This is a genomic window from Listeria floridensis FSL S10-1187 (assembly GCF_000525875.1).
In the GTDB taxonomy this organism is placed as follows: Bacteria; Bacillota; Bacilli; order Lactobacillales; family Listeriaceae; genus Listeria; species Listeria floridensis.
In genome coordinates, this window is record NZ_AODF01000009.1 from 40,248 (window position 1) to 66,661 (window position 26,414).

Here is a 26,414-nt window from a genome sequence, read left to right on the forward strand (position 1 = left end):
GATGCGTCCGCTTAAATTGACAATGACGGCTTTTTTGGCTTACAAGGAACGGGAAGAAATTGATTTTACCAAGCTCGGACATGAACGGATTTTTGTGATCTCGGGCAAGACTGGGGCAGGGAAGTCGACAATTTTTGATGCGATCAGTTTTGCTTTATTCGGTTCGGCAAATTTGTCTGATCGTGACAGCTCCACACTTCGAAGTGATTTTGCGGAAGCGGATCAGCTCACTTCAGTTGAATTGACTTTTAAGATTCGGAATAAAATTTATTTTATAAAACGCAATCCGAAACAAGAGGTGCCAAAAGCTCGCGGAACGGGAATGCGTTCGATTGGTCATAAGGTTGAGTTATATGAACTGGCGGAAAATGAAGAAATGAAGCTTTTGGCAAGTTCGGTTCAAGAAGTAGAGGCGCAAATGAAGGAGATTATTCAGCTGTCGGTTGATCAGTTTCGGCAGATTTTAATGATTCCGCAAGGCGAGTTTCGCGAGCTGCTCGTCTCAGACAGCAAGAAAAAAGAGCAGATTTTGCAGCGGCTCGCGCATACGTATTTTTATAAAAGGGTGGAAGATCGCTTAATTGAAAAGCAAAAGGAGCTCGAGCTGAAAGCAAAAAATGAGGAAGCCGAGCTTGATAAAATTTTAGAAGCGGCTTTTGGCGAACGTGGTAGTGAAACGCTCGATGAACAGCAGAACCGGTTTATTCAGCGGGAAAAAGAGCATGAGAAGGAATATTCGGCGGCAGAAAAATTGCTCGAAACGGCGCAGGAAGAAGCACATTTGCGCGCGCAGGAGACGGCGCGCGCTGAGCAGATTCTGGCGGATTTTCAAAGTTTTGAGGAGATTAATTCGCAAGTCGAACGACTGGAAGGCGAGAGCAAAGCTGTGGCTGATCTTTCTACTCGTCTAAAAAAAGCACGTAAGGCAGAACCGCTTCGGGTGATGGATGTGCGCCTCGCGGAACTTGCGGCAAAGAAAGAAGCGGAACGCAAGGAAGCGCAGCGGATGACGCAGGATTTGGAGCGAGCGGAAAGCGAGCGCGAGCAGCTTTTGAAGGAGCAAAAAGAGCTTAGCGAAATGGCGGATCGTGTGGAAAAATGGCGCCATAACTTATTTCAACTGGAAGAAATCGAGCCGAAACTTGTACAGCTTACAGAAAAACAAACGGGGCAGGAAGTGCTTCGAAATAAGGTAGCGTCGGTCACGGCTGATTTTGTACGGCTTGAACAGAATTTTGAGCACGTGAATCAGGAAACAGAACTTTATACGCGTCAGCTGGAATCTTTATCTGCGTTAGAAGGAGCACGTTATCAGCTGCTTACTGAAATAAACAAGCTTGAACGTGAAGTGGCTGAGCTGAAGGAGAATTTGAAGCGGCTTCAGAAACTTAAGACTTGGGATGCGGAACGAAAAGTACTGCAGACGGAGCTTGCTGAAATCGTGCGGTTGGAAACGGAACAACAAGAAAAGCTTGATGCGGCTCTTGCGGAGGAAACGCGCGAGCAAGCGGCAATTTTGGCTCGTGAGCTTAAGGAGGGTGCGGCTTGTCCGGTTTGCGGCTCAACGGAACATCCTCAGTTAGCCGTTTTTCACGGAGATGGTAATCAAGAGGCGCTTGAAGGGCTAGAAAGCGAGCTTGAGCGCATCAAGCAGGAACGAAAAATTCGAGATGAAAAGGAACGGCAGCTTGTTTGGCAAATCGAGCAATGGCCAGAACTGGATATACAGCTCGTTGAGGAGCAGAAGAAGCATGTTGATGAGCTCAATCTGCAACTACAAAAGCAAAACGTGAAGCTTGCAGAGTATGAAGCGCAACTTGCGCAAAAGGAAGAACTAGCGAAAAATCAAGAGATGAAAAAGCAGCAGAAAGATAAGCTTACTGAGCGGATGTCGTATCTACAAATCGAAAAGGAACAAGCGGAACGTGAGCTGTTTGGACTTGAAACGGAGATTGGGATATTGGAACGAGCGGTGCCTGAAAAACTGCGCAAAAAGGATGAGTTTCTAGCAACGAAAGATAAGATTCAAACTGCACTGGATCAGTTCTTAAGACGCGAAAAGGAAACGAATGACCGCTTGAATGAACAAAAGGAACAAGTGGCGGCGCTCCTAGCTGAACGGAAAAATCGCGAACAGCGCGCGGCCGAACTTTTGGAGGAGCGCGAAGTAGGGCTGCAAAAATTTGAGGCTGAACTTGGCGTGCGCGGCTTCCCAAGCCGCGACGTGTTTATGGCGGCGCTTTTAAGTGAAACAGAGCAAGAGGAACTGGAAGCACGAATCCGCCGCTTTGAACAAGATTTTCTCCTAGCAAAAGAACGGCAAAAGCAGCTTTCAGAAAAACTTGAACATATCGAAAAGCCTGATATGGCGCTTCTGAACTCGGCTTTTGAAGCGGCAAAACAGCTTCAAGCGGAGCGAGAGCAGGAGCTTGCTCTTAAGCGTGAGGAAAAACGGCGTACGGCGGAACTGAAAAGAGCGTTTGAAAAGACACGCGTGCGGTTTGAGGAGATTTCTGGTGATTATGCGGATATTGGCCTTTTAGCGGACACGGCTCACGGAAAAAATGAACTTCGGATTACGTTTGAACGTTACGTGCTCGCCACTTTTCTTGATACGATCATTGCTCGGGCGAATACAAGGCTTCTTAAGATGACAAGCGGCCGCTTTGAACTTAAGCGCAAACGCGAACGGGCGAAGGGCAATGTGCAAAGTGGGCTAGAGCTTGAAGTGTTTGATGAATATACAGGAGTTTCGCGTCACGTCAAGACGCTTTCCGGTGGTGAAAGCTTTAAGACATCGCTCGCCCTAGCGCTAGCTCTTGCTGAAGTTGTGCAGGAAATGGCGGGCGGCATCTCACTTGATACGATGTTCATTGATGAAGGATTCGGAACGCTTGATCCGGAGTCGCTTGAAATGGCGATTGAATGTTTGATCGAAACGCAGGAAAATGGTCGGCTTGTCGGGATTATTTCGCATGTTCCGGAACTGAAAGAACGAATTTCAGCTCGTCTTGAAGTGACGGCTTCGAGTGATGGAAGCAAAACTCGGTTCGTCGGACTTAATTAACTTTCAATTATGTGGATTTATGCTAAAATGGAGTGTTAAATGAATTTCAAGATGGGGAGTGAAGTTTTGAGCCAGAGCGTTAATATTCAGGATGAAATGATTTCCTATCATGTTAAGCAAGATGCTAAACAGCTGCTTCGCGAGCAACAGCTTGAAAAGCGCGGAACAACTTTTCATTTTGAAGATGGCGAAGAAGCGGTAAAACTTGGAGAAGATCTCTATGATTGTACTTGCCGAGCACATGAATATGGTGAGCGTGTCTGTAAGCATATTTATGCTGCTTTTCTAAAGGAAGAAGAACTTCGACAGGAAGAAAAAAAAACAAAGTTTAAAGGAACGAATTTTAGAACAAGAATCGCTTGCTCTTTTAGCTTTGTTCAAGTCTAGTGCTAGCCGTAATTTTGAAGAGAATAATGGGATAGACAGGAAAATACTGCGCATCGATTATTTGGTTAAGCTCGTTCCGGAAGGCCGGACGAATCGATTAGCACTTGAGCTGAAGGTTGGCCCTGAACGCACCTATGTTGTGAAGCAGATCGGTGCCTTTCTTTCGGCGGTTCATGAACAGCAAATTTATGAGTTTACCGCTCATTTTAGTTATGATCCAAGTGAACATCAATTCACTGAAACGGACCTTACCCTTTTAAACCAATTACGTACGATTTTTGAAGCTGCAAAGCTCTATGATACTGAACTCGATTCGTTTGCGAAAAGCTACCGGGAGGACAAGCGGTTGCTTATTCCGCCGGATCGTGCGCGTTCACTGCTGGAAGAGCTTAGTGATAACGGCGCCATTTTTCAGCTTTATACAGCGAAAAATGAACTTGCGCTGCAATATCCGTCATTTCGTGCTGTGGACGGGGCGCTTGATTTCAGCTATCAGTTCGGCGAAACGGCTGCGGGAAAGTATCAAATTGAATTTGAAACGTTGCAGCAAGCTGTTTTTTTGGAGCTTTATCGCGCGGTATTTTTGGATGGCACGATACATTTTTTAAGTGGGGAAAATTGGGACTCCCTTGCCCCGCTACGTGATTTTCAAGCGACTGCAAATGGCAATGTCATTCAGTTTTCGGAAAGTCAGCTTAGCGAGATGGTATCCTATGTTTTGCCGACTCTGCAAAAAAGCGGGCAAGTTGAGATTGATGAAACGATTGAAAATCGAATTGATCGCGAAGCGCTTCTTGCTGAACTGTGGATCACACCATTTGAAGAGGATAAGCATCAGCTGAAACTAGAATACAGATACGGCGACCAAGTGTTTGATCCTTTTCAAACGACGGAACTTAAAAAGTCGGACGGCAAAATTGTTATGCGCGATATTGAACGGGAAAGTGCGATCATGAATGCAATTGAAAATGCCCCGATCGTATTTTCGGCAGATCGAATGGTACTTGAAGCGGATGATCCAAAATTGTATCAATTTTATTATCGAATTTTGCCGAAGCTTGAAGAACTGCTTACGGTTCATATGGCACCAGAACTAAAGCAGATGATCGAACAGCAAGCTGAAGCAGCGGCATCGTTTGATCTGCCGGATCAAGGCGGACTTCTATCAATTTCGTTTGATTTTATGGGTATTCCGGAAGCGGAAATTCGTGATGTTTTGCTTTCATTAAAGGAAAAGAAAAGCTTCCACAGACTGAAAAATGGTCGTTTTTTATCCCTTGAAGATGAATCTTATCAAGAAATCGCGCAAATGCTCGAATGGCTGGATTTACGCCGCAATGCGATTCAGCAAACTGTGCAAGTTCCGGTTTACCGAGGAATTCAATTGTATGAAACGCTTTCGGAAGATACCAAACTCCATGAACAATTTAGCAAGAATTACCTCGGACTTTTAGAGACCATTGAAAAAAGTGGAACGATTCATTATGAGCTTCCAAAAGCACTTACGGCAACACTGCGTGACTATCAGGTAACGGGCTTTGAGTGGCTCAAGTCGTTATCGAGATACCAGCTTGGCGGAATTTTAGCGGATGACATGGGGCTTGGAAAAACGATTCAAACTATCACCTACCTTGCTTCGGAGCTTGAAGAACACGCGGAGCTTGAGCCGATATTAATCGTTACGCCAGCCTCGCTGCTATATAACTGGCTGAATGAGTTTGAAGCGTTTGCCAGAGAAATTCCAGTTACAATTATTCAAGGCACAAAAGATGTTCGCGATGAGCAAATTGCAGCAATAGAAGGAAATCAAGTCTATTTAATTTCCTATCCGACGCTGCGCCAAGATTATGAGGCATTTAGCGGAAAAACATTCCATACCGTTATTCTCGATGAATCGCAGACTGTTAAAAACTATGCGACAAAAGCTTCGCAAGCTGTTCGTGCCATTCATGCACGAACGCGTTTTGCACTTAGCGGAACGCCGCTTGAGAACTCAATCGAAGAACTGTGGACAGTTTTTCAAACGATCATGCCTGGCTTTTTCCCTTCGCTTCGCAAGTTTAAAGAACTGAAACATGAAAAAATAGCTGAAATGATTCGACCTTTCCTATTGCGCCGTTTGAAACAAGATGTTGTGAAGGAGCTACCGGATAAGCTAGAAACGAATCTCTTTTCTGAACTGACAACCGAACAGAAAAGCCTGTATCTCGCTTATTTGGAACGCATTCAGCAAGATATTTCTGGCGGAACTTATGGGCGGGGAGAGGAGCATATCAAACTCCTAGCCGGCCTCACACGGCTCAGGCAAATTTGCTGTGACCCGCACATGTTTGATTCAAACTATCACGGGGAATCAGGTAAGTTGAATCAATTAATTGATACGATTGAAGCAGCGCGTGAAAATGGACAGCGGATTTTGATTTTTTCACAGTTTACATCCATGCTTAACATTATTGCGAAAAAACTAGAAACCGACTATGACTTTTTCTATCTGGATGGAAAAACGTCAGCAAAGGCGCGAACAGAAATGGCTACTGCTTTTAACAACGGTGAAAAGGAATTATTCTTGATTTCGCTTAAAGCAGGCGGAACCGGACTTAATTTGACGGGTGCGGATACGGTTATTTTATTTGATTTATGGTGGAATCCAGCCGTTGAAGCACAAGCTGCAAGCAGAGCACATCGCATTGGGCAGAAAAAAAGTTGTACAAGTCATTCGACTGATTACAAAAGGTACGATTGAAGAAAAGATTTTTGAACTGCAAAAAAACAAAGCAAGCGCTAGTCGATCAGTTGATTAAGCCAGGAGAACAAATGCTACATCAGCTTTCAACTGAAGAAATAAAAACACTACTTGAACTAAACTAAGAGGAGGAATGGGTATGAAGAAATGGGAAGCTTTTACAGTGGCAAGCGAAAAAGAAGCTGCACAGAAAATTGAACAGCTAGTGCAGGAAGGCTATACAAAAGAAGATTTATCAGTACTTGCTCGACATAAAAAAAATCAGCCGTGAAGTTGCTGAAAAAACGGATACGGAAATCGAACGGCCAGTTAATGAGGATGCTTTCGGAGTGATCTCTGGCATTTTGCAATCCTTAAGCGGAGGGCTCGTGATTCCTCAAGTCTATAATCCACAAGATGGATCGCTTTATGCAGCAGGCCCGTTTGCCAAATGGTTTTCACGGACTGATGATAAATCAGTCAGCCGTCTCTTGGAAGATTTTGATCTTACAGAAGAACAAATCAAACAGTTTATTACCGAGCTTGATGCAGGAAAAATTTTGATTCTTGCACGTTAATTGGTCGAAAGCCGGCGCAGTTGATGCCGGCTTTTTTTTGTCATTTTATACATAAGAAAAAATTATTGATTTTATAAAGATTATCTTAATTTACTTATCACTTAAATTCCAGTACAATAAGAAAAGAGAGTCGTTCCAATGAAGGAGGAAACGAAGATGACGAAATGGAAAGAACAAGCAAAAGCAGTTTTTGAACTGGATGGAAAACCAATTCACTATTACAATTTAAACGCGTTAGAAGCGCACAAAGATGTTAAAATCAGCCGTTTACCTTATTCGATTCGAGTTTTGCTGGAATCAGTTCTCAGGCAAAGCGATGGACGAGTGATTACAGATGAACATGTTGAACACTTAGCAAGTTGGTCAAAATATCCAGTGGAGAATAACGGAGATGTACCGTTTAAACCAGCTCGAGTTATCTTGCAGGATTTTACAGGTGTTCCGGCAGTAGTTGACCTTGCATCGCTTCGAAAAGCCATGGAAGATATGGGCGGCGATCCAGAGAAAATCAATCCGGAAATTCCTGTTGATTTAGTTGTCGATCATTCTGTTCAAGTGGATAGCTATGCGAACCCAGAAGCGCTTAAAATCAACATGGAACTTGAATTTAAGCGCAACATGGAGCGTTACCAGTTCTTAAACTGGGCACAAAAAGCCTTTGATAAATATCGTGCCGTTCCGCCCGCAACGGGGATTGTTCACCAAGTCAACCTTGAATACTTAGCAAGTGTTGTGATTGCAAATGAAATTGACGGAGAAACGGTTGCTTTTCCTGACAGTTTAGTTGGGACGGATAGCCATACGACAATGATTAACGGTATTGGTGTGCTTGGATGGGGCGTTGGCGGCATTGAAGCAGAAGCTGGGATGCTTGGTCAGCCGTCGTATTTCCAAATTCCAGAAGTAATCGGGGTTAAACTCGTTGGAGAACTGCCAAACGGGGCTACTGCAACCGACTTTGCCTTAAAAGTAACACAAGTTCTGCGGGAGAAAAAAGTCGTTGGTAAGTTTGTTGAATTTTACGGGCCTGGCGTTTCCACACTTCCGCTTGCTGATCGTGCAACTGTGGCGAATATGGCTCCAGAATACGGCGCAACCTGCGGCTTTTTCCCTGTCGATGAAGAATCGCTCAGCTACATGCGTCTTACCGGTCGAAGCGAAGCGCAGATTGCTCTTGTCGAAACGTATTTGAAAGAAAATCAAATGTTCTTTACAGAAGAAGAGCCTGAATATACGGATATTGTTGAAATTAATCTCAGTGAAATTGAAGCAAATTTATCGGGTCCAAAGCGTCCGCAAGATTTGATTCCGCTGTCGAAAATGAAGGAAACATTTGTAGCATCGGTTACAAACCCAGCCGGTAATCAAGGGTTTGGGCTGACAGAAGCAGAATTTGAAAAAGAAGCCAAAGTGGTTTATGGAAACGGCGATGAATCTGTCATGAAAACGGGAGCCGTTGCTATTGCAGCTATTACAAGCTGTACGAATACATCCAATCCTTATGTGATGCTTTCTGCAGGTCTTGTCGCAAAACGCGCGGTGGAGCTCGGGCTTGAAGTGCCTAAGTACGTGAAGACTTCACTTGCACCAGGATCGAAAGTGGTAACCGGCTACCTTGAAAAAGCAGGGCTCTTGCCATACCTAGACAAACTAGGTTTTGACCTTGTCGGCTACGGCTGTACGACTTGTATCGGAAATTCAGGTCCGCTAAAAGAAGAAATTGAACAGGCGATTATTGATAATGACCTGCTCGTTTCAGCCGTTTTAAGCGGTAACCGTAACTTCGAAGGTCGAATTCATGCGCTTGTAAAAGCCAACTTCTTAGCATCACCTCCGCTTGTTGTGGCCTATGCACTTGCAGGCACAACGAATATTGACTTAAATGATGAGCCAATTGGTCGAGGAACAGATGGTAAAGACTATTACTTAAAAGATATCTGGCCAAGCTCAGAAGAAGTGAAGGCGCTCGTACAAGAAACCGTGACGCCTGAGCTATTCCGTGAACAATATGCCCATGTCTTTGACGACAATGCGGAGTGGAATGCGATTGATACGACAGACGAACCGCTTTATCAGTGGGATGAAGATTCGACCTATATTGCCAATCCACCGTTTTTTGAACATTTGTCGAAAGAATCCGGCCAAGTGGAGCCTCTTTCCGGCTTGCGTGTCATTGGCAAATTCGGCGACTCTGTGACAACCGACCACATTTCGCCTGCTGGAGCGATCGGGAAAGATACGCCTGCAGGAAAATTCTTGCGCGATCGTGGCGTTGCAATCCGCGATTTCAATTCCTACGGATCAAGACGCGGTAATCATGATGTGATGATGCGAGGCACCTTTGCCAATATCCGTATCAAAAATCAAATTGCTGAGGGAACAGAAGGCGGATACACGACGTATTTCCCAACCGGCGAAGTGATGTCCATCTATGATGCGTCGCAAAAATACTTGGCGAGTGGAACTGGACTTGTTATCCTTGCTGGTGATGATTATGGAATGGGCTCATCGCGTGACTGGGCTGCGAAAGGGACAAACTTGCTTGGCATAAAAACAGTGATCGCAAAAAGTTACGAACGGATTCACCGCTCGAACCTTGTGATGATGGGTGTTTTACCGCTTGAGTTCCAAGCAGGCGAAAGTGCTGACACCCTTGGATTATCAGGTCGTGAATCGATCTCTGTTGCAGTTGATGAAAACGTAGCACCGAAAAGTCTTGTCAAAGTAACCGCGACCGCTGAAGATGGCAGTTTCAAGACGTTTGATGCTGTGGTTCGCTTTGATTCAGAAGTGGAAATTGATTATTATCGCAATGGCGGTATCTTGCCGATGGTATTACGTGAGAAATTACGCTGATAAAAAAACCGGCTATCCTAGTTGATTAGGGTAGCCGGTTTTTAGTTGCACAACAAGAACAAATGTTCTAAAATAAAAAGAGAATAAAAAGAAAGAGAGACTGTGGTATGGAAAAGAAGACTGGACTTTTGATTATGACTTTATTCGGCGGAATTTTGATTGGTGTTTTGTGCATGTTCGGTGGCATTAAACTTGAACTGAATCGCTGGATTTTTTTACTGTTTATTGCAATAAGCCTTGGCGTCGGTGTAGCAGAATGGCGTAATAAGCGTATGGCTTTTTCATTGGCCGGGTTTTTTATCGCAGCATTTATCAGTACACAATACATTTTAATTCATTAACTTTAAAAGAGGAGGATGAAAATGGAAGAAGCAGGATGCAACTGGGCGAAATCGAGTCCATTGATGCAAGCGTATCACGATGAAGAATGGTGTGTGCCGAGTTATGATGACCGTTACTTATTTGAGATGTTAAATCTTGAGGGCGCACAAGCGGGTTTGTCATGGCAGACAATCATCAATAAACGTGTTCACTATCAAGAGGCATTTGCTGATTTTGATATTGATTTTTGTGCCGCATTAACAGACGATGACCTCGAACAGCTGCGGAACAACGAAAAAATTATCCGCAATCGAGCAAAAATTAAAGCTGTCCGCGATAATGCTCAAGCGGTATTGAAAGTGCAACAGGAGTTTGGCTCTTTTTCTAATTATATGTGGCATTTTACGGAAGGAAATCGTGTGATTCATGAACTGCTATCAGATGCTGAAATGCCGGCAAAAACCGAGCTTTCTGAGGCAATTAGCCGTGATATGAAAAAACGCGGGTTCAAATTTGTCGGTCCAGTCATTATTTATTCTTACTTACAGGCCATTGGAATTGTGGATGATCATGTCCTTTCTTGCCCGCTACACGCTACGGCCAAATAAAAAAGAGAAAATCCGCGGATTTTCTCTTTTTTAATTTAACTAAGTGCTACATCACGTTTCTTGAAGATATAGAAGGTGAGACTTAAAATTAACGCAACGTAGACAAACAGACCAAGAATGACCTGCCACATCGCTAGTCCGCCAGCTATTCCTGAACCAGATACAAGCGAATTTAAGTTGAGCAAGTTGAAGATGAGCCATTTTAGCCAATCATATTTTTCGATTGCAAGCGGTAAAATAGCAGCAATAATATTTCCTGAAAATAATACTCCGATTCCGACGCCGACCGCGAGCGCTTGCGAGCGGACAACAGAAGAGAATAGAAAAGCAATGCTCAAGAATGTAATCATCAAAATTAGATTCGTTCCTAACATTTGGAAGGCCAGTTCATAAGCATTTAGAGCTCCCGTACTTGCAGAAACAGGGAGACTGTAAGCATCTCCGCCAAGCATGAAGGAGAAGGCGAATGCGGATAAAAGCAGGACAACACTTGTGAGTAGGGCATAGAACACACAGATCGCAAGCTTAGATGCAAGAATTTGCGAGCGCGAGTAAGGTCTTGTGAGCAGTAATTTAATCGTGCCACCGGAAAATTCGGATGCTACAATCGTACTTGCTACAATCACAACAAGAATCGTCGCAATGCTTGCGCCTGATCCCAAGCTACTGAGGAAGTCGGCACCGCTTGGCGCAAAATCAGACTTCATTGGTACTTTGCCTTGATCAGCGTAAACCTGGTAATAATCAATTTGTTTTTGCAGCTCAGCTTTTGCTTGTTTACCAGATGTCATTTCTTTTTGAGCTTTTAAAACCGTAACTGAATCTTTAGGGGATAGCGTTTCTGATTTCAAATTGAGCTTTGAGCCTTCTTTAGTTGAGATTAAAGAGTTATACTCATTTTCAGAAATCGGTTGACCTGCTTCATCATAGTATTGAGTAACCCCTTGTGCCACTGGTTTTGAGAACTCGTCATCACCAGCTGTTGTGCGTACAAAAAACATCAGCAAAGCCATTAGAAAGACGATCACGACTAAAACAAGTTGCATAATCCAGCTCGACTTGCGTAAGAATAATTTTTGCCATTCGTTCTTGATTAAACTCATGCTTTTTCCCCTCCGTTCGTTAATGTTAAGAAGCGGTCTTCGAGGGAAACGTGAATTTTCGCAAGCTCTAAGACATCAATATTTGCTTTTACTAAAGCGCGTGCAATTTCTGGAACAACTTCGTTCGTTGTGTGCAGGGTAAACTGGTTACCGTTGCGGTTAGTGATTTCAAGCGCTAATGTTTCAAGAACAAGCTTAGCTGCTTCTGGATCTGAAACTTCAAGCTGAATCGTAAAACCTGCTTCTTGTTCTAAATCCGTAATACGTTCAATATGCGTAAGCTTGCCTTGATTGATGATGGCAAAACGATCCGTAATCTGCTGAATTTCACTAAGCAAATGACTCGAAATAAGAACCGAAGTACCACGCTGAGCAAGTTCGCGGATTAATTCCCGAAATTCTCGCATTCCTTGCGGGTCAAGTCCATTTGTTGGCTCATCCAAAATAAGCAGATCCGGCTGATGAATTAATGCTTGAGCAAGACCAAGACGCTGACGCATACCTAGCGAATAGGTTTTTACTTTGCTAGTAATGGCATGTTCAAGTTTCACTTGTTTGACCACGTCCATAATCTGCTTGTCACTAATCTCTTTGCGGCTCATTCGTGCAAATTGCTTTAAGTTATTTAAACCAGACATATACATGTAGAACTCTGGATTTTCAATGATAGCACCAACATGTTTAATAGCATCTTTAAAATTATCATCTACATTGATACCGCTGATATGCACATCGCCATTCGTTTTTTTGATCAATTTGACAATCGAACGAATAATCGTTGTTTTCCCGGCACCATTTGGACCAAGCAACCCAAAAACTTCACCTTTCTCAACTTCAAAACTAATGTTATGTATAATTTCTTTTTGCCCGATTTTTTTGGAAACATTTTCGAGCTGCAACACTTTTTCTGTCATTTTCTCACTCCTTTTTCACGATCAACACTTGTATTATACCCTAAAAGTCAAGAGCTTCGCCATTCACCTCTAGTTTTATTCTCTACTACGTCCGAAGAATGAGAAAAACCCTTCTTTGTTGGAAAAGAAGGGCGATTCTCTCTTCATAAAATTGATGTAGTATTAAACACCTTTATACGCTTCAATGTAAATTTCTTTCAGTTCACTTACAAGCGGTTGTTTTGGATTAGCAGTTGTACATTGATCCATGAAAGCACGATCAGCTAATGTATCTACAACCGTATCAAATGCTTTTTTATCAACATTTTGGCCCTTCAGACTCATTTCGATGCCGATATCTTTACCAAGCTTGATAATTGCATCAACAAGAGACTTAACACCTTCCTCAGTCGTTGAAGCTTTAAGTCCGACGATGCGTGCAATACGTGCATAATCTTCATCAGCTCTGAAGCTTTCATATTTAGGGAATAGCGCATGTTTTCTAGGTTTTGCTGCATTGTAACGAATAACATGCGGCATCAAGATGGCATTGGCACGACCATGAGGAATGTGGAATTCCGGTCCAATTTTATGTGCCAAACTGTGATTGATACCGAGGAAGGCATTGGCAAACGCCATCCCAGCTAAAGCAGAAGCATTGTGCATTTTTTCGCGTGCATCTTCGTCACCTTTAAGAACTGAGTCACGCAAGTTTTCAAATACAAGTTCAATAGCCCGAATCGAAAGTCCACGTGTATAATCACTTGCCATGACCGACACATAAGATTCAATCGCATGCGTTAATACATCCATTCCAGTATCAGCCGTAATATGAGCCGGTACAGTCGTCACATATTGAGCATCTACAATGGCTACATCTGGTGTAAGTTCATAGTCAGCAAGAGGGTACTTGATATTGTTTTCTTTATCCGTGATAACTGCAAACGGAGTAACTTCTGAACCCGTACCGCTTGTTGTTGGAATTGCAACAAATTTTGCTTTTTCCCCAAGTTTAGGGTATTTGAACGTACGTTTACGAATATCTAAGAATTTTTGTTTAAGCCCAAAGAATGAAGCTTCTGGGTGTTCATAGAAGAGCCACATACCTTTCGCAGCATCCATTGCCGATCCGCCGCCAAGTGCGATAATGCAGTCCGGTTTGAAATCTTTCATCAGTTCAGCGCCTTTATAAACCGTCACATCAGATGGATCTGGTTCAACATCAGCAAATACTTGATAAGCTACTTCGTTACCGCGGCGTTTTAAATGATCGATCACAACATCGACATACTTAAATTCAACCATTCCTGGGTCAGTTACGATAAATACACGATTTAAGCCTTCCATTTTTTGAAGGTATTGCGTTGAATATTTTTCAAAGAACACTTTTGGTGGAAGTTTAAACCATTGCATATTATTTCTCCGATCTGCGATTCGTTTCACATTAAGCAAGTTTGTTGCGCTAACGTTTTGCGAAACAGAGTTTTTACCGTAAGATCCGCATCCAAGTGTAAGAGAAGGAATGAAGCCGTTATACAGATCGCCAATTCCGCCTTGAGCAGAAGGAGCGTTTACGATAATCCGGCAAGCTTTCATACGTAAACCAAATTGTTTTTGCGCTTCACTGTCAGTTGAGTGAATAACAGCCGAGTGACCTAGGCCACCATATTCAAGCATTTCTTCCGCACGATCAAACGCTTCTTTTTGATCTTTCGCTTCAATAAATGCAAGAACAGGGCTAAGTTTTTCATGAGAAAGCGGATATTTATCGCCAACACCTTTAATTTCTGCAATTAAAATTTTCGTTGTTTCAGGAACTTTGAATCCAGCTTGCTCAGCAATCCAAGCAGGGGACTTACCAACAACATCAGGGTTTAAGGTTCCTTTTTCAGGATTGATCACATAGCTTTCAAGTTTTTTTGAATTCAGCGCCTTTAACAAAGTAGCAGTCATTTGCTGCAAATTCAGCTTTTACTTCACTCGCAACATCTTTATCAACAATAACCGCTTGCTCAGACGCACAAATCATTCCTTGGTCAAACGATTTTGATAAAATCACATCATTGACTGCACGTTTGATTTTCGCAGTTTTATCGATGTAAGCAGGAACGTTTCCTGGACCTACGCCAAGAGCTGGTTTACCAGTCGAGTATGCCGATTTCACCATTCCGGCACCGCCCGTTGCAAGAACAAGCGCAACCTTATCATGATTCATCAGTTGTTTCGTTGCTTCAAGAGCAGGTTTTTCAACCCACTGAACACAGTGTTCCGGAGCTCCGGCCGCAACTGCTGCTTCGTACACAACTCGTGCCGCTTCAGCCGAACATTTTTGTGCACTCGGGTGGAAAGCAAAGATAATTGGATTTCTTGTTTTAATCGCAATAATCGCTTTGAAAAGAGTTGTTGAAGTTGGGTTTGTTACCGGAGTTACACCAGCAATCACACCGACTGGTTCAGCAATTTCAATCACACCAGTTTGTTTGTCTTCATTAATGATGCCCACTGTTTTATCTGCTTTGATACTGTTCCAGATATATTCAGTTGCAAAAATATTTTTGATACATTTATCTTCATATAGTCCGCGACCAGTTTCTTCGACTGCCATCTTTGCAAGCGGCATATGTTGATCGAGCCCAGCTAGAGCCATTGCATGTACGATATGGTCAATTTGTTCTTGGGTAAAACTTTCAAATTCCTTTAACGCTTTTTGACCGTTATTTGCTAATTGATCAATCATTTTTTGTACTTCTGCTACTTCACGAGTCGCTTCTTCTTTAATCGCCATTTTTCTTTCCTCCTAAATTTGAAGGGACTTAAAACGTCCATGTTAGTCTCAATGTGTCCCTGAATGTCCAAAAAAATTGTGGCAGTCGACAGTGCCGCGTTTTTTCGGTGATTTATTTGATTACAAATTTAGTATATCTTAAGAAAAAAAGTTTGTAAATAGTTTCACGTGAAAACATTCACAAAATCAAAAAAATAAGACTTAGGACATGTAAAGCGTAAAAAAAGATAGTTCTTTCGGCATGATTTGAAATTGGGAAATCTGCCGCATTTTTGCAACCGTGTTTTAAACCCCTTGCAAAGTAAAAACAAATCTGCTAAGATTGCTTACAACTTCAAAAAAGCAATGATGAAAGAGTAAGTAGCCTAATGAATGTTACAAGAGAGCTGACGGGTGGTGTGAGTCAGCAGCTGACATTAGTGCGAATGGACTTTCTAGCTCTGAACCGAACCGCAGTGCGAAGTAGGATTCAGCGACTAAGCCTTATCGTTATACAAGGCACCATTTGGCCTGAAAGGCAGATGGAATAAAGTGAACTTATTCGTAAGTTAAACAAGGTGGCACCACGGGTTTCTCGTCCTTGTCTAGAAATAGACAAGCTTCGGGGAGCCCTTTTTTTAGTTGAATCAGAAAAAGCAGGAAGCAAGAAGAGTACTTTAGCGTCGAACGGATAGAGAGCAAGCGGTTGGTGGAAGCTTGACGGGAGTGCTAAAGGAATGGGCCTTGCGCGTTAAGTCTTGAAATCAGTAGGGACTTACGGTTAGCCGTCGTTATTCGGCAGAGATGCAGTGTCTTCAAAACGCTGAAACATGAGGTGGTACCGCGATTTTTTCGCCCTCTAAACGATATTTCGTTTAGAGGGCTTTTTTGTTTTCACAAATATCATGAAAGGAGTAAAAATAGTGATGCAGCTTAAAACTTAGGAAAAGATGAAGAAAAAGCGGAAAGACACCAAACAATGTGAAGATTGATTCGCAGACATATTAGAGAAAGCGAGGGAAAGATATGCAAAAATACATGCAAAAAATCTATCAGCATCAAGATTTAAACGAAAACGAAATGGAAGAGGTCGCAAACATGATGATGAAAGGCGAGCTAACGGATTCAGAACTTGCAGCATTTCTGATTGCACTCAAAATGAAGGGAGAAACAGCAGAAGAGATGACAGGCCTAACACGAGCCGTTCGAAATATTGCATTGCCACTACCTTATACGAAAAATGATGCAATGGATAATTGCGGAACCGGCGGAGATCATTCGAATAGTTTCAATATCAGCACCACAAGTGCTTTTGTTTTAGCGGCAGGCGGAGTCAAAATGGCAAAACACGGCAATAGAAGTGTTTCGAGCCGTTCCGGCAGTGCAGATGTCTGCCAAGCGCTTGGAATCGAGCTTGAACTTCAAAGCGAGCAACTCGCTTACTTGCTTGATGAAGTAGGAATAGCCTTCCTATATGCTCCACAGCTTCATCCAAGCTTAAAACATGTGATGAACGTCCGAAAAGAGCTCAAAACACCAACAATCTTTAATCTAATTGGACCGCTCACGAATCCCGTTCCGCTTGGGGCACAACTACTTGGCATTTATCGCAGTGATTTGCTTGAACAAACAGCGACCGTCCTTTCAAAACTTGGGCGCAAGCGGGCAATTGTTATAAGCGGAGGAGGCGGATTGGATGAAGCGAGCCTTGTCGGTGAAAATCAGCTTGCCTTACTTGAAGCAGGAGCCATCAAACGAATGAGTTTCACACCAGAAGATGTCGGATTGAAGCGCGCGCCAAAAACAACAATTCGCGGCGGTAATGCGAGCACCAATGCAGCCATTCTGTTAAACGTTCTTTCAGGAGAGCCAAGCGCGTATCTTGATACCGTTCTTCTAAATGCCGGACTTGGTTTCTTTGCTTACGGAAAAGTTTCTTCTATAGAAAAAGGCGTAACGCTGGCACGACAAATTATCCTTTCCGGCGAAGCGAACGCAAAACTTCATGAATTGCTTACAAAACAAAAGGAGGTGCTTGCAGGATGAAACCCGTTTTTTTGGAAAAAATACTTGCCGCAAAACGCCTTGAAGTCGCCGAGATGCCGCTTGAAAACTTGCTCCCAAAACAAGCATCCGGAATGAGCTTTCTTGATCAGCTCAAAAGCCATCCAGAACGTATCCAGCTAATCGCTGAAGTGAAGCGCGCCTCGCCTTCAAAAGGAGCGATCAAACTGGATGTCGACCCGGCGACCCAAGCAAAAGCCTATCAAGAAGCCGGCGCTGCGATGATTTCAGTTTTAACTGACCCTCAGTTTTTCAAAGGTTCAATCGAAGACTTAGCTGCAGTAACAAAAGCCGTATCTATCCCTGTTTTATGTAAAGATTTCATCATCAGCGAAAAACAGATGATTCGCGCTCGAAATCGCGGAGCATCCGCAATCCTTTTAATTGTCGCAGCACTATCAGAAGAAAAACTTGAAACCTTATATCAAAAAGCCGCTGACTTAGAACTGCTTGTCTTGCTTGAAGTCCATAACGAAGCCGAGCTACGGATTGCAGAACGTCTGAATGCTCCGCTGATCGGGATAAACAATCGCGATCTCCGTACCTTTAAAACCGATATCAGTGTAAGCGAGCGGTTAGCGGTAAAACGGGACAAGCGGGATAGATTTTATGTCAGCGAATCCGGTTTTGCGACGAGTCAAGATGTGGCGCGTGTCAGCAAGATTATCATGCAGTTCTCGTTGGGGAAGCGCTGATGCGTGAAGCCGATCCGAAAATTGCGGCAGAAAGGTTGCGTGTAAGACGATGAAAGTAAAAATTTGCGGAATAAAAACCGTTCAGGATGCGAAAATTGCGGCGGAGCATGGGGCGGATATGATTGGCTTTGTTTTTGCAGACAGCAAGCGGAAAATCACACCGCACGAGGCGCATAAAATTGTTAGCGAGCTTCCAGAAGGTGTCGAAACGGTCGGAGTTTTTGTGAATCCGACACTTGAAGAAGTACTTGAGGCGAAACAGTCCGTTCCACTCGATTACGTCCAGCTTCACGGCGAAGAAAACCCTTTGTTTGTCAAAGAAGTCGGAGCGAGCATTAAGGCCTTCAAAGTTCGTGATGGCGAAATTTGTGGGGACACTTCGGCGTATCCAGCAAGCTTAATTCTGCTCGACGCGCCTCCGCTTGAATTTGAAGGCGGTTCCGGCAAGACTTTCCAGTGGAAAAAAACGAACGTCAGTCAAATTGAGAAAAACAAACTTGTGATCGCAGGCGGGCTTACACCGGAAAATGTCGAGGAAGCGGTCGAATATTTTGAACCGTTTATGGTCGATGTTTCATCGGGTGTTGAGACTAATGGCCAAAAAGATCAGATGAAAATCAAACAATTTATCGCAAATGCGAAAGGAGTAGATCAAAAATGACGTATCAAGCACCAGATCAAAAAGGTTTTTACGGCAGCTACGGCGGGCAGTTTGTTCCAGAATCATTGATGCAGGCAATTCATGAGCTTGAAAAAGCCTATCAAAATGCAAAACAAGATCAGGCGTTTATAGAAGAACTCAACTATTATTTAAAAGATTATGTTGGACGAGAAACGCCGCTTTATTTCGCAAAACAACTGACAAAACATGAAGGGGGCGCAAAGATTTACTTAAAGCGCGAAGATTTAAATCATACCGGTGCACATAAAATCAACAATACCGTCGGGCAGGCACTGCTTGCAAAAAGAATGGGAAAATCTAAACTTGTTGCAGAAACAGGAGCCGGTCAGCATGGTGTAGCGACGGCGACGGTTGCGGCACTTTTTAACATGGAATGCACGATTTTTATGGGTGAAGAAGATGTGAAACGCCAGTCGCTCAATGTTTTTCGAATGGAGCTACTCGGTGCAAAAGTGGTAAGTGTAAAAGCGGGAAGTAAAACACTGAAAGATGCGGTAAATGAAGCGCTGCGTTACTGGGCGGCACATATCACAGATACGCACTATATCATGGGTTCCGTGCTCGGGCCGCATCCATTTCCTGAAATTGTGCGCGATTTTCAAAGTGTGATTGGAAAAGAAGCACGAAAGCAACACTTGGAACGGGAAGGGAAACTGCCGGATGCGCTTGTTGCCTGCATTGGCGGGGGTAGCAATTCGATGGGGCTATTCCATCCTTTCATTGAAGATACCGGTGTGAAAATTTATGGAGTCGAAGCCGCCGGACTTGGACTTGACACAAACTTTCATGCGGCTTCCCTTCAAAAGGGGAGAAAAGGCGTGCTCCACGGGGCGATGATGGATGTTCTTCAAGATCCAAACGGACAAATCATCGAAGCCTTTTCCATTTCCGCCGGACTGGATTATCCGGGGATTGGGCCCGAACATTCTTATTTCAAAGAACTTGGCCGCGCAGAGTATCAAGCAGTGACTGACGAAGAAGCCGTTTCAGCATTTAAACTCCTTTCAGAAACCGAAGGCATTATCCCGGCGCTTGAAAGTGCTCATGCAGTTAGTTTTGCCGTCAAACTTGCCACTGAAATGCCGAAAGAAAGTAGTATCATCGTTTGTTTGTCAGGACGCGGCGACAAAGATGTCGATCAAATCCGTACACGATTAAAGGAGGAGAAAAGGTCATGAAAAGCTTAACTCAAATTTTAAAAAACAAAGGCATCTGAGCAAGAAATGTTGATCGTCCCGTATATTATGGCAGGCGACGGGGGACTTTCTACGCTTCCAGATACGATTCACTTTTTGGAAGAACAAGGAGTAAGCGCGATTGAAATTGGTGTTCCTTTTTCCGATCCTGTCGCAGATGGGCCTGTTATCCAAGAAGCCGGACTTCGTGCGCTTAATGTTGGTACAACTCTACGAGCAATCATCGAAAAACTTACAACCGTTGAAACAAAGGTGCCTCTTATTCTCATGACGTATTTTAATCCAGTTTACCAAATCGGGATTGAAGCTTTTTTTTATAAGCCTCGAAAAAACTGGCATCAAAGGACTGATCATCCCTGACTTGCCGAGCGAGCATCACGACCTGCTTGAACCGGCACTGTCAAAAAGCGATATTGCGTTTGTCCCGCTTGTTTCATTATCCAGTTCAAGCGAGCGTATTAAGAGGATTAGCGAAGCGGCGGAAGGCTTTATTTATGCGGTCACGGTGAACGGGACAACTGGCGAGCGACAAACATTTGGATTAGGCTTAGATGCACATTTGAAGGTGCTTAAACGTGAAGCGGACATTCCCGTTTTGGCGGGATTCGGTATCTCAAATGCCGAGCAAGTCGAGGCATTTAGCCAAGTTGCAGACGGTGTAGTAATCGGAAGTAAAATTGTTACACTGCTCCATGAAGGTAGAAGGGAGGAATTGGCTCGCTTTTTAAATGAAATGGCCTCAATCACGATAAAAGCTTAGTTTGACCCGCGCGGGCGCCTATGGTAAAGTCAAGTGGAAAAGGAGCGTGCTGTCTTGAAAGAAACCTACTTAAAACAAGCAAAAACGACAACGATTATCGTTGCACTCATTTCACTTTTACAAGCCTTGCTTGCGATTACTGGCTTTGTAACGGTTCTGCTTTCGATTAATGAAAGAGAAACGCTGAAACTCACTGAAAAAATGATCCGCTCGGCACTGTTAAATACGTCCATTAATGTGATCTTTTTTGTACTTTTCACCGTTTTATTTTTACTGGCATACCGCCGCTTAAAAAAACAGCTTTCTGTAAAACTGTTCGTTTATTATCTCTATATTGCTTTTATGGTATTTTCAGTTGTCTTATCCGGCGTAAACGGCGGCTTTTCACTTAGCGGTCTTCTCATTCCGCTCATGCTGATTTTGCTCACAATTGCTGGAATTTTTTCAGTGAAGAAATGGGAACAAACACCAGAATAAAGATGGAAAGGGGGCAGAATTTCTGCTCTTTTTCAGTTTGTTCTTTTTTTTTTAAGGGATTAAATGGTAAAGTAAACAAGAGATTGTTTTAATTTAACGTAAAGGAAGTTTAAGGATGGGTTCGAAATTACTTCGAGGAACGTTTATTCTGACACTTGGAACTTTGATTTCAAAAGTGCTCGGAATTCTATATGTCATTCCTTTTTACGCCATTATCGGCGGAGACAAACCGGCACTTCTTTATAACTTTGGTTATGTGCCTTATCAGCTTTTCTTGAGTGTGGCAACTGCGGGGATTCCGCTTGCTGTCGCCAAATATATTGCCAAATATAACGCGATGGAAGAATACAAAATTGGACGTCGCCTCTTCAAAACTGGTATTTATTTGATGATCTTATCAGGGATCATCTGTTTTATTGCGATGTACTCGCTTGCACCGTTTCTTGCAGGGTTACAGCAGCTTGAGGGCGGCTATAGTCTTGAAGACGGGGTTCAAGTGATTCGTGCCGTGAGTTTTGCACTTTTGATCATTCCGGTCATGAGTCTCTTACGCGGCTTCTTTCAAGGATACAATTCGATGGGGCCTTCCGCTGTTTCACAAGTCGTTGAGCAGATTGTCCGCATTGTTTTCCTACTTGCGAGCACATTTGTTGTAATGTATGTCGTGAAAGGCTCGGTTGTAACGGCAATCAGTTTTGCAACTTTCTCTGCTTTTGTCGGTGCGCTTGCAAGTCTTGTCATCTTGTTATGGTATTTCTTTAAACGCAAGAAAGGGCTTGACCGAACGCTTCTCTCTGACCGAGGCGAACTTGAAGTTTCGATTTCAACGCTGTATAAACAAATACTATTATCGGCGATTCCGTTTATTATCGTCGGTTCAGCTACTTCGCTTTATCAGCTGATTGATCAATTTACACTGGGACGAGTCTTGCAATACATTGGAATTACTGCTGATAAAGTAAACAGCTATGTGGCAATCATCAACTTCGACGTACAAAAACTCATTTTGATTCCTGGGACACTTGCGATTGCGTTTTCGATGGCGCTTGTACCGCTTGTTACTGCTGCTTATGTGCGTGGTGAGCGTGAACAAGTGAAGCGGCAACTGAACGATGTCTTTCAAATTTTGCTGTTTTTAACCATTCCTGCATGTATCGGAATCGCACTTCTCGCACGGCCGCTTTTCACCGTATTCTTCACAGCTAGTTCGGACGGAACAGCGTTGCTACAATTTTTTGCACCGTTTGCGATTTTGTTCTCGCTTTTCAGTGTGGCAGCTGCGGTTCTTCAAGGAATCGACGAACAGCGTTTCACTGTACTTGGACTATTACTTGGTTTGCTGACAAAGTCGGTTCTGCAAATGCCGCTCATTATGTTGTTTGAGGCAAAAGGTTCCATTCTTGCAACTGGGCTCGGTTACGCAGTATCTTGTCTTTTCATGATCCAGATTATCAAACGCTATGCAAACTTCGGATTCGGATTGATTGCGCGGCGTGCCACATTATTCGTTTTTTTTAACGCTTGTAATGTCAGCTGTTGTGCTACTTTGCTACTATCCGCTTTCGATAGTGCTCGATCCAGACCGGAAGCTTACGGCCTTTTTCCTTGTTGCGATTTGTGGAGGTGCTGGTGCATTTCTTTACGCATTCATGGCGTTCAAACTTCATTTATCGGACAAACTATTTGGACCGCGAGGCAAACGGATGCGCGAAAAATTTGGTATCAAATAAGAAAAGCACGACCCCCGCGGGCCGTGCTTTTTGCTTAATCCGACTTCAAAGCAAGATTTTGCTTGAGCGAAATTAAATAGCGGTTAACTTCCGCTTGACTTCGAAGCGTGATGACACGACCAGCTGAAAGTGAATCAAGCATCTGGATTGCTTCGCCACGGCGCTTTGGGTAATCCCAAACAAACTTGTAAAACCCGAAGTCAATCCGTTCTGGGCACCCGGGCGCCGAATCCGGCCGCACTTTACCGTGCCCTTTAATACTTCGTTTAATGGCACGATAGAGATAAATCCGTCGCGGAAGATCAAGTTGAATGGTTAGATCGGCTTCTGCAAACCTAAGCGGCCATGTGATCGAATAGTTGCCTTCAATCAGCCAGGCATCATTTGTTTCAATATGAGTTGCTACTTTTTGAAGCAGATCCGTTTTAGGGATGGCTTTCCACCCAGGCTCAAAAAAAAAGTCGATCTAAATGAACGGGAGTAATGTGATAGATTGCAGCGAGTTCTCTTGCAAGTGTCGACTTTCCAGAACCAGAAGGGCCAATAATATTAATCTTAACCACCTTGCCGCCTCCTAAAAATTAATAAGCCGATTCGGACATTTCGCTGAAGATTTTCAAGTAAATCGGAAGCTCTGTCGCAATTTGACTAGGCAGCACAACAAAACGCTTTTTCGCCAGAATGTCTCCGATGTAACTATGGAAGAATACAGCTGCAAGTACACCTTCAATTGGTTCTGCAGCTTGCTTCATCAATCCTGCAATGATCCCGGCGAGCGTATCGCCCATTCCTCCGGTAGCCATCGCAGAGGAGCCGTACATATTTTGCCAAACCTCATCTTCCGCGAAAACTCTTGTTCGATGGCCCTTCAAAATAACGGTTGCTCCAAGTTCTTTTGCTTTTTCAAGGTTGGTTTCGCAGTCATCAGTAAGTCCGCTAAGCCGTTCCCATTCACCAGCATGAGGGGTGAAGTAAAGGGAAGCGTCCGGCCGCGGCAAGTCACCCTTCGCATAAAGCGTGATTCCGTCGCCGTCAATGATCACGTTTTGACTTGCTGAAACTCCTGAAAGTACCATTTCCATCAGTGTATACGCGACACCGTCAAGTCCAAGTCCCGGACCGATTAAAATGGTATCAAACTGGCTCAAGCGCTCAAGTAGGAGACCGTGATTCGTCCAATCAAGAAACATACACTCTGGCAGGCGGGCGTGAAGGGCGCTACGGTTAACAGGATCGCTTGCCAGTGTTACAAGTCCGGCACCGCTATATACAGCCCCTTGTGCAGCTAAAATACCGGCACCGCCGTACATACTGTTCCCAGCAACGATTAGCACCTTGCCGTATTGATTTTTATAACCTTCTTCATCTCGCTGTGCGATGAAACCGCTGATTGATTTAGGGGTGATTTTTTTTCAAAGTAATTTCGTCTCCTTTGTTCAGATTGGATTTTCAGAAGTTTGCGCGGTACAATATATCAAGAGATTATTTATCTTCATTTTATCGAAAGAAGGAGGGGTTTGTAAAATGAAACCAGTCATTCCGGCAGTAAAAGCTGTCATCGTTCAAGACGGCAAATTCTTGGCTTTAAAAAAAGGCCGGAGTTAGTGAAGATGTCTATGATCTGCCCGGCGGAAAAATGAACTACGGGGAAACGCACGGCGAATGTCTTTTTCGTGAAGTTTTGGAAGAGACCGGGCTTCAAGTACAACCGTTTATTTTATACGATACATGGGAACTGTTTCACGTTGATTATCAAATGACAGGTGTCATTTATTTGGTGGATATGCCGCCTGGTCAAACGATTTGTTTATCAGATGAGCATCAAGCATACGAGTGGTTTGAACTTTCTCAGGCAGGGTTGGAAAAACTTGACATTGTATACAGTTCACGGATGATGCGCTGGGATTTTGAAGCCATTCAAGGATTTATGAAACGGTCGTAGAAAAGTAAACAGTTTCTACTTCCAACTGCGTCAAAAAGGGTATACAATGGAAGTGCATAAGTTAATGATGGAAGGGTTGAAGAGAATGAGCGAAATTAACTGGCAAGAAGAAGTTGAAAAAAGAAAAGATGATTTTTATAAGGATTTAGAAGGCTTGCTTCGCATCCCAAGTGTACGCGATGATAGCAAGAAGACAGAGGATGCGCCATTTGGTCCGGATGTGAAAAAAGCGCTCGATTATATGCTTGATCTTGGTAAAAAAGATGGCTTCACGACAAAAGAAGTCGGCAATGTTGCAGGTCATATTGAATATGGCCAAGGTGAAGAACTTGTTGGTGTTCTTGGACACGTTGATGTTGTCCCTGTCGGCGACGGCTGGAGCAATGATCCGTTTGATCCGATTTTAAAGGACGGTAAACTATTTGCACGCGGCGTTGCAGATGATAAAGGACCGACAATTGCCGGCTACTATGCCCTTAAAATTGTGAAAGAACTTGGCTTGCCGCTTTCAAAACGTATCCGCGTTATCGTCGGTTCTGACGAAGAAAGTGGAATGAGCTGTGTAGAACGTTACTTTGAAACAGAAGAACAGCCGACTATGGCTTTTGTTCCTGATGCTGAATTTCCAATCATTCATGCAGAAAAAGGAATTTCAGAGTTAGACGTTTCTTTTAAAGACAGCAAACAGGACGGCTATCAAGCCTTCAATCTTGAAAGTTTGGAATCAGGAGCACGTTACAACATGGTACCTGATCATGCAAAAGCTGTTTTAAGTGAAGTGAAAGACAGTGACCAGCTTAAACAAGAGTTTACAAACTTCTTAAGCAGTCATGATGTGAGCGGTGAATTCGCTGCAACAGACAAAGAAGTTACACTTTCAGTTGTTGGTAAATCTGCTCACGCGATGGAACCAAATAATGGCGTAAACGCTGGCTTATTGCTTGTAGCTTTCCTAGGCAAATTTGAACTTACTGGAACAGCTCAAGACTTTGTTACTTTCGGAAGAGATTATCTCTTCAATGATTCCCGTGCAACCAAACTCGGCATTAACTATGAAGATAAAGAAAGCGGCGATTTGACAATGAACGTCGGCATCTTGCGCTATAGTGCAAGCGAAGGCGGTACATTTGGTCTTAATTTCCGCTATCCAGTTACTGCAAGCATGGATAAATTAAAAAAATAAAATGGAAACAGTCGTACTTGAGTATAACGGTCGTTATACGCATTATGATGATTCCAAACCATTATTCGTTCCAGAAGATCACCCGCTCATTCAAACACTTCAAGAAGTATACACTTCACAAACGGGTGAAGAAGCTACTCTTCTTGCAATTGGCGGCGGAACGTATGCGCGCCATTTGGATACAGGTGTGGCGTTTGGAGCACTCTTCCCAGGGCGTGAAGATACGATGCACCAAAAAGATGAATTCAGCTATTTTGATGATTTGTTAAAAGCTGCAGCCATTTATGCAGAAGCGCTTTACAAGTTGGCAAAATAAGCGGTATAATTGAAAAAAATTACTGTTGCAAACCAGATTTTGGTTCTTGCAGCAGTAATTTTATTAAAAT

At 43.4% G+C, this 26,414-nt stretch carries 12 protein-coding genes, 8 pseudogenes and 2 other annotated features; of the genes and pseudogenes, 15 read left to right on the forward strand and 5 right to left on the reverse strand.

Going from position 1 to position 26,414, the window contains the following annotated elements; all coding sequences use genetic code 11:
* The first annotated feature begins 1 nt into the window (after nucleotide 1).
* The 6 genes and pseudogenes from MFLO_RS05335 (at nucleotide 2) to MFLO_RS05360 (ending at nucleotide 10,539) form a co-directional block, all read left to right on the forward strand.
* Nucleotides 2-3,067, forward strand: coding sequence for an AAA family ATPase (locus MFLO_RS05335; RefSeq protein WP_036096874.1), 3,066 nt, complete (start codon nucleotides 2-4; stop codon nucleotides 3,065-3,067).
* Nucleotides 3,068-3,133: 66 nt separating this feature from the next.
* Nucleotides 3,134-6,322 (forward strand): annotated as a pseudogene (locus tag MFLO_RS15830) (DEAD/DEAH box helicase).
* A 14-nt stretch (nucleotides 6,323-6,336) separates the two neighbouring features.
* Nucleotides 6,337-6,754, forward strand: a pseudogene (locus MFLO_RS05345) (general stress protein).
* A 156-nt stretch (nucleotides 6,755-6,910) separates the two neighbouring features.
* Nucleotides 6,911-9,610 carry an aconitate hydratase AcnA gene (acnA, locus tag MFLO_RS05350; protein WP_036096876.1) on the forward strand — a complete coding sequence of 900 codons (2,700 nt, stop codon included), beginning with the start codon at nucleotides 6,911-6,913 and terminating at the stop codon, nucleotides 9,608-9,610.
* A 107-nt stretch (nucleotides 9,611-9,717) separates the two neighbouring features.
* Nucleotides 9,718-9,951 (forward strand): hypothetical protein, encoded by a 234-nt coding sequence (locus tag MFLO_RS05355; RefSeq protein WP_036096877.1) that lies wholly within the window; start codon nucleotides 9,718-9,720, stop codon nucleotides 9,949-9,951.
* Between the two features lie 21 nt (nucleotides 9,952-9,972).
* Nucleotides 9,973-10,539, forward strand: coding sequence for a DNA-3-methyladenine glycosylase I (locus MFLO_RS05360; protein WP_036096879.1), 567 nt, complete (start codon nucleotides 9,973-9,975; stop codon nucleotides 10,537-10,539).
* A gap of 35 nt (nucleotides 10,540-10,574) precedes the next feature.
* On the opposite strand, the gene MFLO_RS05365 is transcribed toward MFLO_RS05360, so the two are convergent.
* The 3 genes and pseudogenes from MFLO_RS05365 to adhE form a co-directional block, all read right to left on the reverse strand.
* On the reverse strand, nucleotides 10,575-11,642 hold the full coding sequence (locus MFLO_RS05365) for an ABC transporter permease (protein WP_036096880.1): 1,068 nt from the start codon (nucleotides 11,640-11,642) through the stop codon (nucleotides 10,575-10,577).
* The gene (locus tag MFLO_RS05370) at nucleotides 11,639-12,556 is read right to left on the reverse strand and encodes an ABC transporter ATP-binding protein (RefSeq protein ID WP_036096882.1); all 918 of its coding nucleotides are present in this window, start codon (nucleotides 12,554-12,556) and stop codon (nucleotides 11,639-11,641) included. The genes MFLO_RS05365 and MFLO_RS05370 overlap by 4 nt, the downstream gene beginning before the upstream one ends.
* Before the next feature lie 162 nt (nucleotides 12,557-12,718).
* Nucleotides 12,719-15,320, reverse strand: a pseudogene (gene adhE, locus MFLO_RS05375) (bifunctional acetaldehyde-CoA/alcohol dehydrogenase).
* Between the two features lie 336 nt (nucleotides 15,321-15,656).
* Nucleotides 15,657-15,905 (forward strand) — a binding site (T-box leader).
* A 44-nt stretch (nucleotides 15,906-15,949) separates the two neighbouring features.
* Nucleotides 15,950-16,162 (forward strand) — a binding site (T-box leader).
* Between the two features lie 163 nt (nucleotides 16,163-16,325).
* On the opposite strand from adhE, the gene trpD reads away from it, so the two are divergent.
* From trpD to MFLO_RS05410, 7 genes and pseudogenes are all read left to right on the forward strand, one after another.
* Nucleotides 16,326-17,345 (forward strand): anthranilate phosphoribosyltransferase, encoded by a 1,020-nt coding sequence (trpD, locus tag MFLO_RS05380; protein WP_036096884.1) that lies wholly within the window; start codon nucleotides 16,326-16,328, stop codon nucleotides 17,343-17,345.
* A pseudogene (gene trpC, locus MFLO_RS05385) lies at nucleotides 17,342-18,111 on the forward strand (indole-3-glycerol phosphate synthase TrpC). Before trpD ends, trpC begins: the two are co-directional and overlap by 4 nt.
* A complete protein-coding gene (locus MFLO_RS05390) occupies nucleotides 18,108-18,719 on the forward strand; it encodes a phosphoribosylanthranilate isomerase (RefSeq protein ID WP_036096886.1) in 612 nt (203 codons plus the stop codon). The pseudogene trpC and the gene MFLO_RS05390 overlap by 4 nt, the downstream one beginning before the upstream one ends.
* Nucleotides 18,716-19,918, forward strand: coding sequence for a tryptophan synthase subunit beta (gene trpB, locus MFLO_RS05395; protein WP_036096888.1), 1,203 nt, complete (start codon nucleotides 18,716-18,718; stop codon nucleotides 19,916-19,918). The genes MFLO_RS05390 and trpB overlap by 4 nt, the downstream gene beginning before the upstream one ends.
* A pseudogene (gene trpA, locus MFLO_RS05400) lies at nucleotides 19,915-20,696 on the forward strand (tryptophan synthase subunit alpha). Before trpB ends, trpA begins: the two are co-directional and overlap by 4 nt.
* Before the next feature lie 54 nt (nucleotides 20,697-20,750).
* Nucleotides 20,751-21,173: a hypothetical protein gene (locus MFLO_RS05405; RefSeq protein ID WP_036096890.1), complete on the forward strand. Its 423-nt coding sequence runs from the start codon at nucleotides 20,751-20,753 to the stop codon at nucleotides 21,171-21,173.
* A gap of 115 nt (nucleotides 21,174-21,288) precedes the next feature.
* Nucleotides 21,289-22,903: pseudogene (locus MFLO_RS05410) on the forward strand (putative polysaccharide biosynthesis protein).
* A 34-nt stretch (nucleotides 22,904-22,937) separates the two neighbouring features.
* Here MFLO_RS05410 and MFLO_RS15340 read toward each other — a convergent pair.
* Nucleotides 22,938-23,144: a P-loop NTPase family protein gene (locus tag MFLO_RS15340; protein ID WP_149022975.1), complete on the reverse strand. Its 207-nt coding sequence runs from the start codon at nucleotides 23,142-23,144 to the stop codon at nucleotides 22,938-22,940.
* A gap of 340 nt (nucleotides 23,145-23,484) precedes the next feature.
* Nucleotides 23,485-24,309: an NAD(P)H-hydrate dehydratase gene (locus MFLO_RS05420; RefSeq protein ID WP_036096892.1), complete on the reverse strand. Its 825-nt coding sequence runs from the start codon at nucleotides 24,307-24,309 to the stop codon at nucleotides 23,485-23,487.
* Nucleotides 24,310-24,427: 118 nt separating this feature from the next.
* Here MFLO_RS05420 and MFLO_RS05425 point away from each other — a divergent pair.
* Both MFLO_RS05425 and pepV read left to right on the forward strand, forming a co-directional pair.
* Nucleotides 24,428-24,845: pseudogene (locus tag MFLO_RS05425) on the forward strand (NUDIX hydrolase).
* An 85-nt stretch (nucleotides 24,846-24,930) separates the two neighbouring features.
* Nucleotides 24,931-26,344, forward strand: a pseudogene (gene pepV / locus MFLO_RS05430) (dipeptidase PepV).
* The last annotated feature ends 70 nt before the right edge of the window (nucleotides 26,345-26,414 follow it).

Excerpts from the sequence above, each read along its gene's own strand:
- MFLO_RS05370 (WP_036096882.1), bottom strand. The coding sequence starts at position 12,556 with ATGACAGAAAAAGTGTTGCAGCTCGAAAATGTTTCCAAAAAAATCGGG.
- MFLO_RS05365 (WP_036096880.1), bottom strand. The coding sequence starts at position 11,642 with ATGAGTTTAATCAAGAACGAATGGCAAAAATTATTCTTACGCAAGTCG.
- MFLO_RS05390 (WP_036096886.1), top strand. The coding sequence starts at position 18,108 with ATGAAAGTAAAAATTTGCGGAATAAAAACCGTTCAGGATGCGAAAATT.
- trpB (WP_036096888.1), top strand. The coding sequence starts at position 18,716 with ATGACGTATCAAGCACCAGATCAAAAAGGTTTTTACGGCAGCTACGGC.
- trpD (WP_036096884.1), top strand. The coding sequence starts at position 16,326 with ATGCAAAAATACATGCAAAAAATCTATCAGCATCAAGATTTAAACGAA.
- MFLO_RS05360 (WP_036096879.1), top strand. The coding sequence starts at position 9,973 with ATGGAAGAAGCAGGATGCAACTGGGCGAAATCGAGTCCATTGATGCAA.
- acnA (WP_036096876.1), top strand. The coding sequence starts at position 6,911 with ATGACGAAATGGAAAGAACAAGCAAAAGCAGTTTTTGAACTGGATGGA.
- MFLO_RS05355 (WP_036096877.1), top strand. The coding sequence starts at position 9,718 with ATGGAAAAGAAGACTGGACTTTTGATTATGACTTTATTCGGCGGAATT.
- MFLO_RS05335 (WP_036096874.1), top strand. The coding sequence starts at position 2 with ATGCGTCCGCTTAAATTGACAATGACGGCTTTTTTGGCTTACAAGGAA.